The organism is Bordetella sp. N, assembly GCF_001433395.1.
Classification (GTDB): domain Bacteria; phylum Pseudomonadota; class Gammaproteobacteria; order Burkholderiales; family Burkholderiaceae_B; genus Bordetella_C.
This window is the reverse complement of sequence record NZ_CP013111.1, coordinates 4,929,155-4,947,575: the sequence shown is the minus strand read 5'-3', so window position 1 is coordinate 4,947,575 and position 18,421 is coordinate 4,929,155. Positions and strand designations below refer to the sequence as shown.

The window sequence follows — 18,421 nt, the reverse complement described above, 5'->3', positions numbered from 1 at the left end:
AGCGGTATCAGGCGCCGCCCGCGTCCAGCACCAGTTGCAGCTGTTGTTCCAGGTGCGCCGTCGGCGGTACGCGCCAGCCGCTCTGGGCGTAGCGCAGCCAGCGGCCCAGCACGAAGTGGGTCAGCAGGCTGGCATGCGCGGCGATGTCGGCGTCGGCCGGCAGGCCGCCGTCCTCCACCGCGATCCGCAAGGCCTGCTTGATCGACGCTTCGATGCGGTCGTTGATGTGATTGATGCGTTCCTGCAGGCGGTTGTCCTCGGTGACGAGGGCATCGCCCGTGAGCACGCGCGTCATGCCGCGGTTCTTTTCGGAAAAGGACAGCAGCATGCTGACCATGCCGCGCGCCTGCTGCACGCCGCGCGCTTCGGCGGCATTGATCTGGTTGACCAGCGTGAAGATGGTCGTTTCGATGAATTCGATCAGGCCCTCGAACATCTGGGCCTTGCTGGCGAAATGGCGATACAGCGCCGCTTCCGACACCTGCATGCGGCCGGCCAGCGCCGCGGTGGTGATGCGGGCGGCGTGCGGTTGCTCCAGCATCTCGGCCAGCGTTTGCAGTATCTGCGTTTTTTTCTCGCCGGGTCTGCTTGCCATGGCTGTCGCCGCGTCGGGCGCGGATTTTTCAAAGGTGGATGGACTTGCGCGCCGCGGGCGTCCTGCCGCGCCGCGCGGCGGGGGCCGCGATGATCAGCGCAGTGGCCGCCGGCTCAACAGCAGCTCGCTGACCGAGTGTACCCGCAAGTCCACATAGGACGGCCGTTGCCGCTGGCCGCTGGCGAACGGCGTGCCGGGATGATAGACGTGAACGGTGCGCAGGCCGGCGCGGCGGGCGCCACGCAGATTGGCCAGGGTGTCTTCCACCAGCACGGTATCGCGCGGCGCGGCGCCTTCGCGCGCCAGCACGTAGCGCAGCAGCGCCGGCGATGGCTTGGGGCGGAACCCGCCGTGCCAGCGCATGTGCTCGATGGACCACAGGCTTTCGAACTGGCGCAGGATGCCCATGTGCCGCAACACCGCCCGTGCGTAATGAAACGGTGCGTTGGTTAACAGTACCTTGCGTCCCGGCAGGCGGCGCAGCTTGGCCGCCAGGCCGCTTTCCGATTTGATCAGCGGCTTGACGTCGAAGTCGTGGCTCATCCGCAGGAACTCGTCGGCGTCGATGCCATGATGCTTCACCAGCCCGATCACCGTGGCGCCGTAACGCCGCCAGTATTCCTTGCGCAGCGCGTTGGCGGTGTCGGTGTCCACGCCCAGGGCGTGTTCCACCGCGCGCGTCATCCCCGCGTCGATGCGCGGGAAGATGGCGTGCGAGGTGTTGTGCAGCGTGTTGTCGAGATCGAAGAGCCAGAGACGCCGGCTGGCACCCGTGCCTACGCGGCGCGAGCGGCGCAGACGCGCCGCCGGCCGCAGCAGGTGACGTTGCGCCAGCATCAGCGCGACGTGATCATGGTGCCCACGCCCTGGTCGGTCAGCAGTTCCAGCAACAGGCAGTGCGGCACGCGGCCGTCGACGATGTGGACCGAGTGCACGCCGCTGCGCGCCGCGTCCAGGGACGAGGAGATCTTGGGCAGCATGCCGCCCGAGATCGTGCCGTCGGCGAACAGCTCGTCGATGGCGCGCGCCGACAGGCTGCGCAGCAGCTTGCCGTTCTTGTCCAGCACGCCCGGCGTGTTGGTCATCATCAGCAGCTTTTCCGCGTTCAGCACTTCAGCCATCTTGCCGGCGACCACGTCGGCATTGATGTTGTAGGCGGTGCCGTCCTGGCCGTAGCCGATGGGCGAGATCACGGGGATGAACTGGTCGTCCTGCAGCGCCTTGACCACCGCCGGATCAACCTGGGTGATGTCGCCGACGAAGCCGATGTCGATCGGTTCCGCGGGATTCTCCTTGTTGTCCATCAGCTTCTTGCGGGCGCGGATCAGGCCGCCGTCCTTGCCGGTGAGGCCGACGGCCTTGCCGCCGACCTCGTTGATCATCATGACGATGTCCTGCTGGACCTGGCCGCCCAGCACCCACTCGACCACTTCCATGGTCTCGGCGTCGGTGACGCGCATACCTTGCACGAACGTGCCCTGCTTGCCGATGCGGCGCAGCGCGTCGTCGATTTGCGGACCGCCGCCGTGGACCACGACGGGGTTCAGGCCGACCAGCTTGAGCAGGACGACGTCATGGGCGAAGCTGCGCTGCAGGCGCTCTTCGGTCATGGCATTGCCGCCGTATTTCACCACGATGGTCTTGCCGTGGAATCGTCGGATATAGGGCAGGGCCTCGGACAAAACACTGGCCTTGACGGCGGGCGACAAGGAGGCGGCAGGATCTTGGATGTCGGTCATGGCGGTGCGTAACCCCGGAGAAAAAGGGAGATGAAAAAAAGCCTGCAAGGATGGCAGGCCGTTTCCGACGGGGGGCGACCGAGCGCCCACCGGCGAAGCACAAGCGCGATTGTAGTACCCATGGCGGCTTATGCCAGCGTGCTATGTCAATATGGGATACAAATAAGTCCGCTTCATGTAGATTTGTTTGCCTGGGCACCGTCGGCGGCCCCGTCCCGGAGGGCTTTTTGCGACTCCCGGCCGGGTCGCGGACGAGGATGCCCGAAAACAGACTTAGGAGGAAACAGCCCATGCTCAAGACTACCCTGCGTGCCATCGCCGCCCTGGCTGGCGGACTGCTGCTGGCCGGCACCGCGCCGGCGGCGGAAAAACTGGTGATCGCCGCCACCCAGGTGCCGCACGCCGAGATCCTGGAATTCGTCAAACCGACGCTGGCGCGCGAGGGGGTGGACCTGGACATCAAGGTGTTCAGCGACTACGTGCAGCCCAATCTGCAACTCGCCGACAAGCAGGTCGACGCCAATTTCTTCCAGCACAAGCCTTATCTGGATGCCTTCAACAAGGACCGCAAGACCAACCTGGTGCCCGTGGCGGCCGTGCATGTGGAGCCCTTCGGCGCCTATTCCCGCAAGATCAAGAAGGTCGCCGACCTGAAGGACGGCGCCATCGTGGCCATCCCGAACGATCCTTCCAACAGCGGCCGGGCCTTGCTGCTGCTGGTCAAGCAGGGTTTGATCACCTTGAAGGACCCGTCCAACATCCAGGCCACGGCGCTGGATGTGGCGAACAATCCCAAGCATCTGAAGTTCCGCGAGCTGGAGGCGGCCATCCTGCCGCGTTCGCTGGACGACGTGGACCTGGCCCTGATCAACACCAATTACGCCCTGGAAGCCGGCCTGGTGCCCACGCGTGATGCCTTGTTCATCGAAGGCGCGGACTCGCCCTACGCCAACCTGATCGTCGCCCGCGAGGACAACAAGAATTCGCCCGCGCTGGCCAAGCTGGTGAAGGCCTTGCACACGGCAGAGGTGAAGAAGTTCATCCAGGACAAGTACAAAGGGGCCGTGGTCCCGGCGTTCTAATTGCGTCACCTGCTGGCAGACAGAGTTACTTAAGCAAAGGCCCCGCAAGCGGGGCCTTTGCATTCCTGCGGTGGGGCGGCGACGCGCCTCAGTCGCGCCGCCGCGGCCCGGTCAGCCGCATACGCCTGGTGCCTGAGACGCCGGGCGTCGGCCTAGCGGCGGGGCGGGGGCAGCATGCGGCGCAGGGCTTCGAAGAACAGGGTCGATTGCAGGCGTTCGCCGGCGGTCTGGTCGGCCACGAATTGGGCCATTTCCGGCGCGACGGGTTCCAGCGGCAGGCCGGTGGAGCGGGCCAGGACTTCGGCTTCGCAGGCGCGTTCGACGAAATACAGATCTTCATAGGCGTAGTCGACGCGCTCGCCGCAGACCACCACGCCGTGATTGCCCAGGAACGCGATGTCGGCGCCATTCATGGCGTGGGCAATGCGTTCACCTTCCGCCGGGCTCAGCGCCAGGCCGTTGTATTTGCCGTCCGTGGCGACGCGGCCATGGAAGCGCATGGCCGATTGGGACAGGGTCGTGTCCAGCATGCGGCGCGCGGTCAGGGTCAGTGCCGTCGCGTAGGGCATGTGGGTGTGCAGCACACAGGCCTTGCCGGCGATGCGGTGCACGGCCGCATGGATGAACATGGCGGTGGTTTCGACCTCATGGTGACCGGCCAGACGCTTGCCTTCCCCGTCCACCATGACAATGTCGTCCGCGTCGATTTCGCTCCAGTGCAGACCACGGGGATTGATCAGGAAGCGGTCGGTGCCGTCTGGAATCAATACGCTGAAGTGGTTGCAGACGCCTTCTTCAAGCCCATGATGTGCGGCCGCGCGCAAGGCCAGGGCCAGGTCGTTGCGGAGCGACAGGGTTTCGAGGGGGTGAGCGACGAAATCGCGAGACAGGGTGTCCATGGTGCCTACTGGTTAGGAGGAGGGAAGCCGCGTAGGCGCCCATTTAACCGCGTATTCCCCACAGGGGAAAGTTTTCAAGGGGGCGGAGCCCCCTTGAATCTATCTCCCCCTTGCAAGGGGGACAGGGATATAATAACCACCGTTATTAGTTGTCCCTTCTTCCATGCCGTCTTCCTTCGAGCCCTTCGAGCAGGCCATGCGCGATCTGGCGCAGCGCCTGGCTTCCCGTCAGCAACTCCGCGAATCGGTACTCAGCCGCCTGATCCTGCACGTCGCCACCAGCATGGCGGACTCCATGGATGCGCCGCTGAAGAAGCACGGGTTGAACTCTACATTGTGGACCTCGCTGGTGGTGATCTACGCCGCCGAAGGGCACCGGCTCAAGCCGTCGGAACTCAGCGTGTTCATGAACTCCTCGCGCACCAACAGCACCCGGGTCGCCAAGGAGCTGGAACGCCAAGGCTTCGTCGAACGCATCGGCAGCGATCTGGACCGCCGCCAGGTGTTCCTGCAACTGACCCCCAAGGCCATGGAGTTCGTGACGGAAAACATGCCGCGCCGCCGCGCGCAGTTGAAGGAAATGTTCGAAAGCTTCGAGCCCGAAGAAGTCGACGAGTTCGAGCGCCTGCTGCGCAAGATGCTGACCCGATTCACCTGACATCCACCGGCCCGCGCGCGGCTCAGCCGCGCCAGCCGGTATTTTTTTGCCCCTATTTTTTTGTCCTTATAGTAACGCTAGTTATTAATTCTCCGATGAACGCCGAAGCTTCTTCCGCAGCCGTCCCGCACCGCTTGATGATCACCGTATCGGTCATGCTGGCCACCATCATGCAGACGCTGGACAGCACCATCGCCAACGTGGCGTTGCCGCATATGGCGGGCGGCCTGTCGGCGTCGCAGGACCAGATCACCTGGGTGCTGACGTCATACATCGTGGCGGCGGCGATCGCCACGCCGGTGACCGGATGGTTGAATGGCCGCTACGGCCGCAAGAAGGTGTTCCTCGTTTCCATCGCCGGCTTCACCGTCATGTCGCTGGCCTGCGGCGCCGCCGGCAACATGCTGGAGATCGTCGTCGCGCGCCTGCTGCAAGGGGCTTTCGGCGCCGCGCTGGTGCCGCTGTCGCAGGCCGTCATGCTGGATATCAACGAGCCCAAGGATCATGGCCGCGCCATGGCAGTGTGGGGCATGGGGGTCATGCTCGGCCCCATCCTGGGCCCCACCCTGGGCGGCTGGCTGACCGACAACATGAACTGGCGCTGGGTCTTCCTGATCAATCTGCCGGTCGGCCTGCTGTCCTTCTACGGTGTGTACCGTTTCATCCATGAAGAGGCGCCGGCCGACGGCCCCAGGCGCTTCGACATGTTCGGCTTCACCACCTTGGCGCTGTCCATCGGCTTGCTGCAGTTGCTGCTGGACCGGGGCGAGCAGGTCGACTGGTTCGACGCCATCGAGATCCGTACCTACGCCATCGCGGCGTTCGTGGCCTTCACCTTCTTCATCCTGCATACGGCTACTGCCGGCCGCGATTCCTTTTTCAAGGTCGATCTGCTGCGCGATCGCAACTTCGCCATGGGTCTGGCCTTCTACTTCCTGGTCGGCCTGCTGCTGTACGCGACCCGCGCGCTGTTGCCGCCCATGCTGCAGACCGTCCTTGGCTATCCGGTGGTGACCACCGGCCTGGTCACCGCGCCCAGCGGCGCGGGCACCATGGTGTCCATGCTCTTCGCCGGCCGCATGGTGGGAAGAGTGGACGGCCGCCTGATCATCGCGCTGGGCTTCGGCCTGACGGCGCTGTCCTTGTGGCAGATGGCGGGTTACACCCCGCAGGTCACGGAATGGGAGATCGCCATTCCCGGCTTTATCCAGGGGCTGGGCCTGGGCTTCATCTCCGTGCCTTTGACCACGATGACCTTCTCTACGCTAAGCCGCGGCCTGCGCTCGGACGGCACGGCCATCTACAGCCTGTCGCGCAACATCGGCAGCAGCATCGGCATCTCGGTGATGCAGAGCTTGTTCGTGCGCAACAGTTCGACCATGCATGCGTCCTTGGCGACGCTGATTTCCGCCGAGACCTTGATGCAGCATCCGGATGCCCTGTCGCAGACCTTCGATCTGCATGGGCAGGCGGGCCTGGCGGGGCTGAATGCCCTGGTCGACAACCAGGCCGCCTTCATCGCCTATTTGAACGATTTCCGCCTGATGCTGTGGATGACCCTGGCCGCCATCCCGTGCCTGATCTTCATGCGCGTGAATAAGGCCCTCCCCCTACCGCGCTACGCGCGGCCCCCTCAAGGGGGCGGCACCGCCGGACCGGCAGAGCCGGCTCCGGGGCGCCCCCGATAGGTCAGCTCTGGTTTGTAGAGGGTGCTTCTGGCAACGCTGGTCGGTTCCTTACCTCCGGGCCGCGGAGGCGCTGCGCGCAGGGCGTGGCGTGTAGCGGTGGTTTCCATTCGGTCATATTTTTGCCACGGGAGCGTCATACGATGGCGCGGACAGACTTCTTTTTGGAGCCCGCCGTGCCCCCCATCGATCACGACCTGCTGCGCCGCCTGCACCGCGACCTGGCCGACCATTACGACGAAGAACTGGAACTCGAACTGGAGGACCGGACTTTCGAAGAGCTGGAAGGCCGTGCCGAAGTGGACGAGGAAGAACGCGCCTTCCGCCGCCTCTATTTCCGCGAACTGCTGCGCCTGCAGGGCGAGCTGGTCAAGTTGCAGAACTGGGTGGTCTCCACGGGTCACAAGGTCGTCATCGTGTTCGAAGGACGCGATGCCGCCGGCAAGGGCGGCGTGATCAAGCGCATCACCCAACGCCTGAACCCGCGTGTCTGCCGCGTCGCCGCGCTGCCCGCGCCCAACGACCGCGAACGCACGCAATGGTATTTCCAGCGCTATGTGTCGCACCTGCCGGCCGCCGGCGAGATGGTGCTGTTCGATCGCAGCTGGTACAACCGCGCCGGCGTCGAGCGGGTGATGGGTTTCTGTAATGACGAGCAGTACGAAGAATTCTTCCGCACGGTGCCCGAGTTCGAAAAAATGCTGGTCCGTTCCGGCATCCAGGTGATCAAGTATTGGTTCTCGATCACCGACGAGGAACAGGAGATCCGCTTCCTGGGCCGCATCCACGACCCCCTCAAGCAGTGGAAGCTGAGCCCCATGGACCTGGAGTCACGCCGTCGCTGGGAAGACTACACGCGCGCCAAGGAAGTGATGCTGGAGCGTACCCATATTCCCGAAGCGCCGTGGTGGGTGGTGCAGGCCGTCGACAAGAAGCGCGCCCGCCTGAACTGCATCGACCATCTGTTGCACCAGATGCCGTACGTCGAGACGGAACTGCCGATGGTGGTCCTGCCGCAGCGCGAACGCCACGAAGACTACGCGCGCCATCCGGTGCCGGACAATATGGTCGTGCCGGAAAAGTATTGAACGATGCACCGGGCCGGGCAATGAGCCTGGCACTGAGCCCGCTACCGCGGCGCCTGCCGCATCAACCCTCGGCTTTCAAGAAAGCCAGGAAGCGTCGTTCATCGGCGGTCAGGCCGCGCGGGCTGGCGGGCGCGGGCCCGGCGGCCTGCAGATTCCCGTCAAGATAGGTCTGCAATACAAGGGGGTGGATGTAGCACTCCCGGCAGACCGACGGCGTATTGCCCAGGCGGCGCGCCACTTCCTTGACTACTTCAACGACCGTGCGTTTGGCCTGCGTCTCGCTTTCCCAAGGGCGGTCGCGCAACAGCGCCAGCGCCTGTACCGACCCCGCCCACGTGCGATAGTGCTTGGCGGTGAAATCGGCGCGGCCGGCATCGCGCAGGTAGTCGTTGACGCTGCCCGAGTCCACGCCGCGCGGATTGCCCTCGTCGTCCAGGTAGCGGAACAGCTCGTGCCCCGAGATATCCATGCAGCGCTTGACCACCGCGGCGATGCGGCGGTCGTGCACGGTCACGTCGTGCTCGACGCCACTTTTGCCGCGGAAGCGTAGCCGTATGCGGCCGCCGGCGACGGTGATGTGCTTCCGTCTTAACGTCGTCAGGCCATAGGAGCCGTTGGCGCGCGCGTACGCCGGCGTGCCGATGCGCACCAGCGTGGTTTCCAGCAGGCGCACCACCACCGCCACCAGCTTGTCCTGGGTCAGCCCCATGCCCGCCATATCCTGTTCCACCCGGCGGCGTATGCGCGGCAGGGCGGCGGCGAATTCGGACAGTTGCCCATACTTGTTCGCGCCGCGCAGTTCGTGCCACGCGTCGTGATAACGGTATTGTTTGCGGCCGCGCGCGTCACGGCCCGTGGCCTGGATGTGGCCATTGGGCTTGGGGCAGATCCAGACGTCCATATAAGCCGGAGGAATCGCCAGCGCGTTGATGCGCTTGATCTCCTCGGCATCGCGGATACGGGTGCCGTCGGCCGCGAAATATTGAAACTGCTTACGCACCAGGCGCCGGCTGACGCCGGGCTTGCTGTCGTCGACGTAGACCAGACCGGCCGCCTTGCACTCCATGTCGGGCGTGCAGACGACAGCCGTGGCCACGATGGCCTGCGACCCGTTTGGGGCCGCTTTCGCAAGCGTCTTGGCATTCGCACTGACCTTGGCCTTGACAGCCGGGCCAGGCTGAGCGGACGCTCGGGATTTACCCGGGCGACTACCGCTGCGTGTGGAAACTCTGGTCGGTTTGATGATCGGTTCGGCAGCTTGCAACATGGTGGCTCCAGCAAGAGGCCACCCGCCATGCAAATGGCGTGCCTGTCACGTGCTCATGCGAACTCGATGCACATCAGTTCTGGCATCGCCTAGCGCTTTTTCTCGGAAGCCACATGCGGCACGTTTTGCGTGGGAGGATGCTTGGCCGTCGTATCGCCGTTATGCGGCGCCGAACTGCTGGCCCGCTGCTGTACAGGACCGGACGCCGCCTTCATCAGGTTGTAGCCCGTGTTGATCAGCCCGATATGCGAAAAGCCCTGGGGGAAATTGCCGATCAGGCGCTTGCGCACCGGTTCGTATTCTTCCGAGAGCAGCCCAAGGTCGTTGCGCAAGGACAAGAGCCTTTCGTACATGGCGCGCGCCTCGTCCATGCGTCCTTGCATGACATAGACGTCGGCCAGCCAGAAGCTGCACGCCAGGAACACGCCTTCGCCGTCGGGCAGGCCATCGTCGGTCTGCGTGGTGTCATAGCGATAGACCAGGCCGTCGTCGCGCAGCAAGCGCTGTTCGATGGCCTTGATCGTGCCCTCCACGCGGGGATCGTCGACGGGCAGGAAACCCACTTGCGGAATCATCAGCAGGCTGGCGTCCAGCGCCTTGCCGCCGTAGGACTGCACGAAGCTGTTGAGCTTGGGATCGAAGCCGTGTTCGCAGATATCCGCGTGGATCTTGTCGCGGGTGGCGATCAGTTCTTCCTTCGAGCCCTGCAGTTGCAGGCCGAAGCGGTCCATGGACTTGATAGCCCGGTCGAAAGCCACCCAGCACATCACGCGCGAATGCGTGAAGGCCCGGCGCGGGCCGCGCACTTCCCAGATGCCGTGATCGCGCGTATTCCAATGCTTCATCAGCGGTTGCAGCAACACGCGCTGCAGCCGCCAGGCGTGCTCCAAGGGCGCCAGGTCCGCTTCGCGCGCCGCATGCAAGGCTTCGATGACCTCGCCATAGATATCCATCTGGATCTGCGTGGACGCGGCATTGCCGATGCGAACCGGCTTGCTGCCCTCATAGCCCGGCAGCCATGGCAGCTCGAATTCAGGCAGATGGCGCTCGCCCGACACCCCGTACATGATCTGCAGCTGGTCGGGCAGGCCGGACGTCGCGCGCATCAGCCAATGCCGCCAGGCCTCGGCTTCATCGCGGTAGCCGCCGTTGAGCAGCGCATACAGGATCATGGCTGAATCGCGCAGCCAGCAATAGCGATAGTCCCAGTTGCGTTCGCCGCCCAGGCGCTCCGGCAGCGACGTCGTCGGTGCCGCCACCATGCCGCCCGTCGGGTGGAAGGTGAGCAGTTTCAAGGTGATCATCGAACGCACGATGGCGTCCTGCCACTTGGGATGCTTCTCCGCGTCGCCCCGGCAGCGCTTGGACCATTCACGCCACCAGCCGATGGTGCGGTCCAGGCTTTCGCCGCGGTCGGGCACGAAATGCGGCGCCTTGTGTGACGGGTGATAGGACAGGGTGAAGGCCGGCGTTTCGCCTTTGCGCACGGTGAAGTGCGACGTGGTCTTCATGTCCTCGCCCTTCATGGGCACCTGGCTGTGGATCTCGACGGCATCCGGGCCGGCCACCGCGCTCAAGCCATAGTCGCGCCGGCGTACCCACGGCACGGCCTGGCCGTAGTTGAAACGCAGGACCAGCTCCATGTCCATCTCGACATGGCCCTCGTCGCCGCGGATCAGGCGCACCAGGTCGACCTTGTGCTCATCGTCCGACAGCGGCATGAAGTCGAACACGGTGACCTTGCCCGTCTCCGTTTCGTAGCAGGTCTCCAGCACGGCCGTGCCGGGCACATAGCGCCGGCTGGTCTTGCACGTCGGCGTGCGCGGTCGCAGCAGCCAGCGGCCGTTCGATTCATTGCCCAGCAGGGCGGCGAAGCAGGCGGGCGAGTTGAAGTGAGGCAGGCACAGCCAATCGATGGAGCCATCGCGCGCGACCAGCGCCGCCGACAGCATATTGCCGATCAGGCCATAGTCTTCGAGCGGCTTGGAGGAGGGCGTAGGTTGTCTCGACATAAGGAAATCAGGCTAGCACGGGCCAGAAAAGTTCCTCATCCTTGGGTGCAACGCCGCGTAACACCCGTAGCGGCAAGGCGAACTGAGTAACATTCGCGGCTCGCCATTCGCCGGTTGTTACAAGTCGCGGGACGCGCCATTGTCGCCTGTATAGACTGGACCGTCCCTCACTGCGTTCCCTCGGGAACATGCGCTAATGGAACAACGCATGAACACCCATCCGTTACCTGGAGAGACTGCCAAGCAAGACAGCGACGTGATCCTGGTGCTGGCCCCGCGGGGCCGGGACAAGCGCACCTTGAGCGCAACCCTGGCCGACTACGGCGACCGTGTCCGCGACTGCAATGACTTCGAAGCATTCATCGACGGCCTGGACAATGCCGCTTGCGGGCTGGCGGCCGCCCAGTCCCTGGGCACGCGCGAATGCGAACGCCTGGCCGCCTGGCTGCGCGAGCAGCCGATGTGGTCGGACTTTCCTTTCATCATTCTCAACGGCGCCAGCGGACCGCCCACGGCCGTGGAGTCCTTGGGCAATGTGACCGTGCTCGAACGGCCCTTGCGGGCTGACGTGCTGCGCCGCGCCATCACGGCGGCACTGCGTGCGCGCGACCGCCAATATCAGTGGCGCGCGCAGCTGGGCCATCAAGGCGATGTCGAAGAGGCCTTGCGTGTGCTGAACGACACCCTGGAAAGCCGCATCTCTTTGCGCACCCAGGACCTGGCGCGCGCCAACGACAGCGTGATGAAGGAAGTGCGCGCCCGCGAGAAAACCCAGGATGCGCTGGCCCAGTCGCAGAAGATGGAATCCATCGGCCAGCTGACCGGTGGCCTGGCGCACGATTTCAACAACCTGCTCAACGTCATCATGGGCAGCATCGAGCTGATCGATCGCGCCACCGAAGACGCCCGCATCCGCCGCCTGGCCGGCAATGCGCGCCAGGCCGTACTGCGCGGCGCGCGCCTGACCAGCCAGTTGCTGGCGTTCGCGCGCAGCCAGACCATGGACTTGCGCGTGACCGACGTCAACGAGTTGTTGAGCGGCATGCGCGATCTGCTGGGCCTGTCGCTGGGCGCCACCGTGAAAGTGGTCACCTACCTGGACCCTAGCGTGCCCAAGGCCATCGCGGACGCCAATCAGCTGGAGCTGGCGATATTGAATCTGGGCATCAATGCGCGCGATGCTATGCCCGGCGGGGGGACGGTGACCCTGACCACGTCCTTGCGGCGGGGGTCGGGCGACCTGCCAGAAGGCGCCTATGTGGTGATCGCCGTGGCCGATACCGGCAGCGGCATCGCGCCGGCGGCTTTGTCGAAAGTATTCGATCCTTTCTTCACGACCAAGCCGGTGGGCAAGGGGACCGGCCTGGGCCTGAGCCAGGTCTACGGCATCGCCCGCCAGTCGGGCGGCACCGCGCGTATCGAAAGCGAACTGGGCAAGGGTACTGTCGTCGAGCTGTGGCTGAGCGTCGCGGCGGCGGACGATCAGGCCGCCACGGAGTCTCCGGACGCGACACCGTCCACGCAAGGAAACGGCGATGCCACGCCGGCCGACATCCTGGTCATCGATGACGACCACATCGTGCGCAATCTCATCGTCGAGTGCCTGCAGAGCCTGGGCTACCAGGTGCGCCAGGCGGCCGACGGCGAAAGCGGCTTACGCCTGTTGAAAGAACGCGCACCCGATCTGCTGATGGTCGACTTCATCATGCCGGGCTTGAACGGCGCGGAGGTGATCGAACGCGTCCGTGCCGACCTGCCCGACCTGCCCATCATCCTGGCCACGGGTTATGTCGATGCCCAGGTCAGCGCCGTATTGCTGCGCAATGAGCTGCTGCTGCAGAAGCCCTTCGACATTGGTGACCTGGCCGCCATGGTCAGGCAGGCGCTGCGGCGGGAGTAGGGGGCCTGCGGCGGCCCCGCCTTATCCCGCCCGGTTGCCGGTATTCAGCGCCACGTCCTTCTTGATGGCGTCGTGGCGCTTTTCCATTTCCTGGCGCAAGGCGCGGCGCTGGGCGGCGGCCTCGTAGCGCTGCTGCTCTTCCTCGGTGCGCAGCTCCAGCGGCGGCACGGGCGTGGGATTACCCAGCTCGTCCATCGCCACCATGGTGAAGTAACAGCTGTTGGTATGGCGCACCAGCTTCTGCCGGATGTCTTCCGTCACGACCTTGATGCCGATCTCCATCGAGGTCCGCCCGGTGTAGTTCACGGACGCCAGAAAGGTGACCAGCTCGCCGACGTGGATGGGTTCGCGGAACACCACCTGGTCGACCGACAGGGTCACCACGTACTGGCCGGCGTACCGGCTGGCACAGGCATACGCCACCTGGTCCAGGTATTTGAGAATATGGCCGCCGTGGACATTGCCGGAAAAATTGGCCATGTCGGGGGTCATCAGGATGGTCATCGACAACTGGTGGCTGAAGGCTTCGTCCATGGTCTATCGCGGGCAAAAAGTTGGGGGGAATTGGGATTGTTGCGTCGCCGCATGACACCCATGGGGCGCATCTTAACAACTCGAAAGCTTTCCCTCCTATACTTACTCGCGTATGACCACCCGGAATGAATCCGACATTCCAGGCCGGCAAACGTGAGGCGATCCCTCCCGGGGCCGGTCAGCGTCAGAGTCCAAGGAGTATAAGTTCCATGGTTAAGATGAACCGGCGCCAGTTTTTCAAGGTGACCGGTGCGACCTTGGCGGGATCCAGCCTGGCGGTGCTTGGGGTGTCCCCCACGCCGGCCCTGGCTGAGGTCCGCGCTTACAAGCTCGCCCGGATGACCGAAACCCGCAACACCTGTCCGTACTGTTCGGTTGCCTGTGGGATCCTGATGTACAGCCTGGGTGACGGCGCGAAGAACGCCACCGCCAGCGTCACCCACATCGAAGGCGATCCCGACCACCCCGTCAATCGGGGCACGCTCTGTCCCAAGGGGGCGAGCCTGGTCGACTTCATCCACAGTCCCAATCGCCTCAAGTATCCCGAATATCGCGCGCCCGGCTCCGACAAGTGGCAGCGCATGTCCTGGGACGATGCGCTGACCCGCATCACCAAGCTGCTCAAGCAGGATCGCGACGCCAACTTCGTCGCCAAGACCGGCGACGGCAAGACCGTCAATCGCTGGCTGACCACGGGCATGCTGGCCGCGTCCGCGTCCAGCAATGAAGTCGGCTACATCACGCACAAGGTAATACGCAGTACCGGGATGCTGGGGTTCGACAACCAGGCTCGTGTCTGACATGGCCCGACGGTGGCAGGTCTTGCCCCGACGTTTGGCCGTGGAGCGATGACGAACCATTGGGTCGACATCAAGAACGCGGATGTAATTCTGATCATGGGCGGCAATGCCGCCGAGGCCCACCCTTGCGGGTTCAAATGGGTCACTGAAGCCAAGGCCCATAACAAGGCCAGGTTGATCGTCGTGGATCCCCGCTTTACGCGGTCGGCGTCCGTGGCGGACTTTTACGCGCCCATACGTACCGGCAGCGACATCATCTTCCTGGGCGGGGTGATCAACTACCTGCTGACCAACGACAAGATCCATCACGAGTACGTCCGCAACTACACCGACTTCCCGTATCTGGTGCGTGACGACTTCGCTTTCGATGCCGGCCTGTATTCCGGCTACGACCCGGACAAGCGCACCTACGACAAGTCGTCGTGGGACTACGAGAAGGGCGAGGACGGCTACGTCAAGGTCGACCCCACCCTGCAGGATCCGCGCTGCGTCTACCAGCTGTTGAAGAAGCACTATTCCCGCTATACGCCGGAGATGGTGGAGAGCGCCTGCGGCACGCCCAAGGACAAGTTCCTCAAGGTGTGCGACATGCTCGCCAGCACGGCCGTGGCCGGCCGCGCGGCGACCATTCTGTACGCCCTGGGCTGGACGCAGCATTCCATCGGCTCGCAGATCATCCGCACCGGCGCCATGGTGCAGCTGCTGCTGGGCAATATCGGCATCTCGGGCGGGGGCATGAACGCCTTGCGCGGGCACTCCAATATCCAGGGGCTGACCGACCTCGGCTTGATGACCAATCTGCTGCCGGGCTATATGACCCTGCCCAACGAGCCGGAGCAGGACTTCGACAAGTACATCGCGACGCGCGCGCTCAAGCCCTTGCGGCCGAATCAGCTTAGCTACTGGCAGAACTACAAGAAGTTCCACGTCAGCCTGATGAAGGCCTGGTGGGGCAAGGCGGCCACCGCGGAAAACAACTGGGCCTACGACTATCTGCCCAAGCTGGACCGCAGCTATGACATGCTGCAGGTCTTCCAGCTGATGAACGAAGGCAAGGTCAACGGCTACATCTGCCAAGGCTTCAATCCGCTTGCGGCGGCGCCCAACAAGAACAAGTTGAACAGCGCCCTGGCCAAGCTGAAGTTCCTGGTCATCATGGATCCGCTGAACACCGAGACCGCGGAGTTCTGGCGCAACATGGGCGACTACAACAACGTCGACAGCGCCGCCATCCAGACCGAGGTGTTCCGCCTGCCCACCACCTGCTTCGCCGAGGAAGAAGGCGCGCTGGTCAATTCGGGCCGCTGGCTGCAATGGCACTGGAAGGGCGCCGAGCCGCCGGGCGAGGCGCGTAGCGACATCGAGATCATGTCCGCGTTGTTCGCGCGGCTGCGCAAGCTGTACAAGGAAGAGGGCGGCGCCTATCCGGACCCCATCGTCAACCTGGACTGGCCGTACGCCAACCCGCTCAGCCCCACGGCGGAAGAGCTGGCCAAGGAGTATTCCGGCAAGGCTATCGTCGATCTGGTCGATCCCAAGGATCCGACCAAGGTCACGCGCAAGGGCGGCGAGCAGGTGTCCGGTTTCGCGGAACTGCGTGACGACGGCACCACGTCCAGCGGCTGCTGGATCTTCGCCGGCGCCTGGACCCAGGCCGGCAACCAGATGGCGCGCCGCGACAACAGCGATCCCACCGGCATCGGCCAGACCTTGAACTGGGCCTGGGCGTGGCCGGCCAACCGGCGCGTGCTGTACAACCGCGCGTCCTGTGATCCGTCCGGCAAGCCTTTCAACCCGGATCGCAAGCTGATCAGCTGGAACGGCAAGGGCTGGGTTGGCCCTGATGTGCCGGACTTCAAGGCGGACGAGGACCCGGCCGGCGGCATGGGGCCTTTCATCATGAACCCCGAAGGGGTGGCGCGCTTCTTCGCGCGCGCCGGCATGGCGGAAGGGCCTTTCCCGGAGCATTACGAGCCGTTCGAGACGCCGATCGGTTTCAATCCGCTCAATCCCAAGCGGCCTGAAGTCACCAACAATCCGGCGGCGCGCATCTTCAAGGACGACCTGGCGCAGATGGGCAAGGCCGACCGCTTCCCCCATGCGGCGACCACCTATCGCCTGACCGAGCATTTCCATTACTGGACCAAGAACGTGCTGCTGAACGCCATCGTCCAGCCGCAGCAGTTCGTCGAGATCGGTGAAGCGATGGCGCAGGAACTGGGGATCGCCAACGGCAGCATGATCAAGGTGTCCTCCAACCGGGGCTATATCAAGGCGGTGGCGCTGGTGACCAAGCGCATCAAGCCGCTGATGATCGAAGGCAAGAAGGTGCATCACGTCGGCATTCCCATCCATTGGGGCTTCGTGGGCATAGCCAAGCCTGGCTATATCGCCAACACGCTGACGCCCTTCGTGGGCGACGGCAACTCGCAGACACCGGAATCGAAGTCGTTCCTGGTGAATGTGGAAAAGGCCTAAGGGGAATAACCATGTCCATGCAATCCCTGGATATCAAGCGGCGCTCCGCCACCACCACCCCCATGCCGCAGGTCCGCGAGCCGTCCACCGGCTCGGTGGCCAAGCTGATCGACGTGTCGAAGTGCATCGGCTGCAAGGCCTGTCAGACCGCGTGCATGGAGTGGAACGACCTGCGCGACGAGGTCGGCACCAACGTCGGCGTGTATGACAACCCGGCCGACCTGACCGAGCACTCGTGGACCGTGATGCGCTTCTCGGAGTACGAGAACCCGGACTCGGGCAACCTGGAGTGGCTGATCCGCAAGGACGGCTGCATGCACTGCGAGGACCCCGGCTGCCTGAAGGCCTGTCCGTCGCCGGGCGCCATCGTCCAGTACACCAACGGCATCGTCGATTTTCACGAGGAAAACTGCATAGGCTGCGGTTACTGCGTGACCGGCTGTCCCTTCAACGTGCCGCGCATTTCGAAGAAGGATCACAAGGCGTACAAGTGCACCTTGTGTTCGGACCGCGTGGCGGTGGGACAGGAGCCGGCTTGCGCCAAGACCTGTCCCACCGGCGCCATCGTGTTCGGCACCAAGGAGGACATGAAGCATCACGCGGAAGAGCGCATCGAGGACCTGAAGTCGCGCGGTTTCGACAATGCCGGCCTGTACGATCCGCAGGGCGTGGGCGGGACGCACGTCATGTATGTGCTGCACCATGCCGACAAGCCGACGCTGTATCACGGCTTGCCGGAGAACCCGCGCATCAGCCCGATGGTTTCCTTCTGGAAGGGCATCTCCAAGCCCTTGGGTGTGGCCGCCATGGCGCTTACCGCGCTGGCGGGTTTCTTCCACTACGTGCGCGTGGGTCCCAACGAGACCGACGAGGAAGACGAGCGCAAAGCCGAAGAGGAGGTGCGCCATGGCTGAGAACCTTCATCGCCAGGGGCCGTCCGCCCCGCCTCTGCCCAGGGACGATCCACCGGGCGGCATGGCTGCCTCTGGTGGGCACGGCAAGGTCCGCTGGATCCAGCGCTATACCGCCGGGGAACGCACCAATCACTGGATCGTCGCCATCACCTTCCTGCTGCTGGCGGCGTCCGGGCTGGCGCTGTTCCATCCGTCCATGTTCTGGATGTCGGCGGTGCTGGGCGGCGGTCCGTGGGTGCGCATCCTGCATCCCTTCGTCGGCGTGCTGATGTTCGTCTGCTTCGCCTTGCTGGCCTTGCGCATGTGGCGCCACAACCTCATGCAGAAGCGCGATGTCCAGTGGCTGAAGCAGATCAACGACGTGTTGACCAATCGCGAGGACCGCTTGCCGGAGGTCGGCAAGTACAACGCCGGCCAGAAGCTGCTGTTCTATGTGCTGATCCTTTGCATGCTGGGCCTGCTGGCCAGCGGCATCGTGATCTGGCGGCAGTATTTCAGCTTCTATTTCCCCATCGGCGTGATCCGGGCCGCCTCCGTGCTGCACGCGGTTTGCGGTTTCGGCATAATCTGCGCGATCATCGTGCATATTTATGCGGCATTGTGGGTGAAGGGATCGATAGGCGCCATGGTGCGCGGCAAGGTCACCTGGGGCTGGGCGTGGAAGCATCATCGCGCCTGGTTCCGTGACGTCGAAGGCGGCCGCTCGTCGCGCGATACCTATACGAACCGGTAGTTCCTGGCGGGGCGGCGGCCGCGCCGGCCGCCGCCTT

Annotated in this window: 15 protein-coding genes; 8 read left to right on the top strand and 7 right to left on the bottom strand. The window is 64.2% G+C overall.

Annotated elements, in window-relative coordinates; translation table 11 throughout:
- Window positions 1-7: 7 nt before the first annotated feature.
- The 3 genes from slmA to argB form a co-directional block, all read right to left on the bottom strand.
- On the bottom strand, window positions 8-595 hold the full coding sequence (gene slmA / locus ASB57_RS21275; protein WP_057654020.1) for a nucleoid occlusion factor SlmA: 588 nt from the start codon (window positions 593-595) through the stop codon (window positions 8-10).
- A gap of 93 nt (window positions 596-688) precedes the next feature.
- Entirely contained in the window at window positions 689-1,432 is a 744-nt protein-coding gene (locus ASB57_RS21270; protein WP_057654019.1) for a pyrimidine 5'-nucleotidase, read from the bottom strand.
- On the bottom strand, window positions 1,432-2,334 hold the full coding sequence (gene argB, locus ASB57_RS21265) for an acetylglutamate kinase (RefSeq protein WP_057654018.1): 903 nt from the start codon (window positions 2,332-2,334) through the stop codon (window positions 1,432-1,434). Before argB ends, ASB57_RS21270 begins: the two co-directional genes overlap by 1 nt.
- Window positions 2,335-2,624: 290 nt before the next feature.
- Between argB and ASB57_RS21260 the strand changes: the two genes are divergently transcribed.
- Window positions 2,625-3,416, top strand: a complete 792-nt coding sequence (locus tag ASB57_RS21260; protein ID WP_057654017.1) for a MetQ/NlpA family ABC transporter substrate-binding protein — start codon at window positions 2,625-2,627, stop codon at window positions 3,414-3,416.
- A gap of 152 nt (window positions 3,417-3,568) precedes the next feature.
- Here ASB57_RS21260 and ASB57_RS21255 read toward each other — a convergent pair whose 3' ends face one another.
- Window positions 3,569-4,315: an aldolase gene (locus tag ASB57_RS21255; protein WP_057654016.1), complete on the bottom strand. Its 747-nt coding sequence runs from the start codon at window positions 4,313-4,315 to the stop codon at window positions 3,569-3,571.
- Between the two features lie 163 nt (window positions 4,316-4,478).
- Between ASB57_RS21255 and ASB57_RS21250 the strand changes: the two genes are divergently transcribed.
- From ASB57_RS21250 to ppk2, 3 genes are all read left to right on the top strand, one after another.
- Entirely contained in the window at window positions 4,479-4,973 is a 495-nt protein-coding gene (locus ASB57_RS21250) for a MarR family transcriptional regulator (RefSeq protein ID WP_057654015.1), read from the top strand.
- A 95-nt stretch (window positions 4,974-5,068) separates the two neighbouring features.
- On the top strand, window positions 5,069-6,661 hold the full coding sequence (locus ASB57_RS21245) for an MDR family MFS transporter (protein ID WP_082621742.1): 1,593 nt from the start codon (window positions 5,069-5,071) through the stop codon (window positions 6,659-6,661).
- 173 nt (window positions 6,662-6,834) lie between these two features.
- Complete coding sequence (gene ppk2 / locus ASB57_RS21240; protein WP_369822736.1) at window positions 6,835-7,746, top strand: polyphosphate kinase 2; 912 nt, start codon at window positions 6,835-6,837, stop codon at window positions 7,744-7,746.
- A gap of 61 nt (window positions 7,747-7,807) precedes the next feature.
- On the opposite strand, the gene ASB57_RS21235 is transcribed toward ppk2, so the two are convergent.
- Entirely contained in the window at window positions 7,808-8,812 is a 1,005-nt protein-coding gene (locus ASB57_RS21235) for a DNA topoisomerase IB (protein WP_057654013.1), read from the bottom strand.
- 290 nt (window positions 8,813-9,102) lie between these two features.
- Window positions 9,103-11,025 carry a glycoside hydrolase family 15 protein gene (locus ASB57_RS21230; RefSeq protein WP_057654012.1) on the bottom strand — a complete coding sequence of 641 codons (1,923 nt, stop codon included), beginning with the start codon at window positions 11,023-11,025 and terminating at the stop codon, window positions 9,103-9,105.
- A gap of 208 nt (window positions 11,026-11,233) precedes the next feature.
- Between ASB57_RS21230 and ASB57_RS21225 the strand changes: the two genes are divergently transcribed.
- Entirely contained in the window at window positions 11,234-12,925 is a 1,692-nt protein-coding gene (locus ASB57_RS21225) for a response regulator (RefSeq protein WP_057654011.1), read from the top strand.
- 21 nt (window positions 12,926-12,946) lie between these two features.
- On the opposite strand, the gene ASB57_RS21220 is transcribed toward ASB57_RS21225, so the two are convergent.
- Window positions 12,947-13,459, bottom strand: a complete 513-nt coding sequence (locus ASB57_RS21220) for an acyl-CoA thioesterase (protein ID WP_057654010.1) — start codon at window positions 13,457-13,459, stop codon at window positions 12,947-12,949.
- Between the two features lie 209 nt (window positions 13,460-13,668).
- Here ASB57_RS21220 and fdnG point away from each other — a divergent pair, with 209 nt between their 5' ends.
- The 3 genes from fdnG (at window position 13,669) to ASB57_RS21200 (ending at window position 18,384) form a co-directional block, all read left to right on the top strand.
- Window positions 13,669-16,737 carry a formate dehydrogenase-N subunit alpha gene (gene fdnG / locus ASB57_RS21210; RefSeq protein WP_156414229.1) on the top strand — a complete coding sequence of 1,023 codons (3,069 nt, stop codon included), beginning with the start codon at window positions 13,669-13,671 and terminating at the stop codon, window positions 16,735-16,737.
- An 11-nt stretch (window positions 16,738-16,748) separates the two neighbouring features.
- A complete protein-coding gene (gene fdxH / locus ASB57_RS21205) occupies window positions 16,749-17,651 on the top strand; it encodes a formate dehydrogenase subunit beta (RefSeq protein ID WP_057654007.1) in 903 nt (300 codons plus the stop codon).
- Window positions 17,652-17,712: 61 nt separating this feature from the next.
- Entirely contained in the window at window positions 17,713-18,384 is a 672-nt protein-coding gene (locus ASB57_RS21200; protein WP_057656320.1) for a formate dehydrogenase subunit gamma, read from the top strand.
- Window positions 18,385-18,421 lie beyond the last annotated feature (37 nt).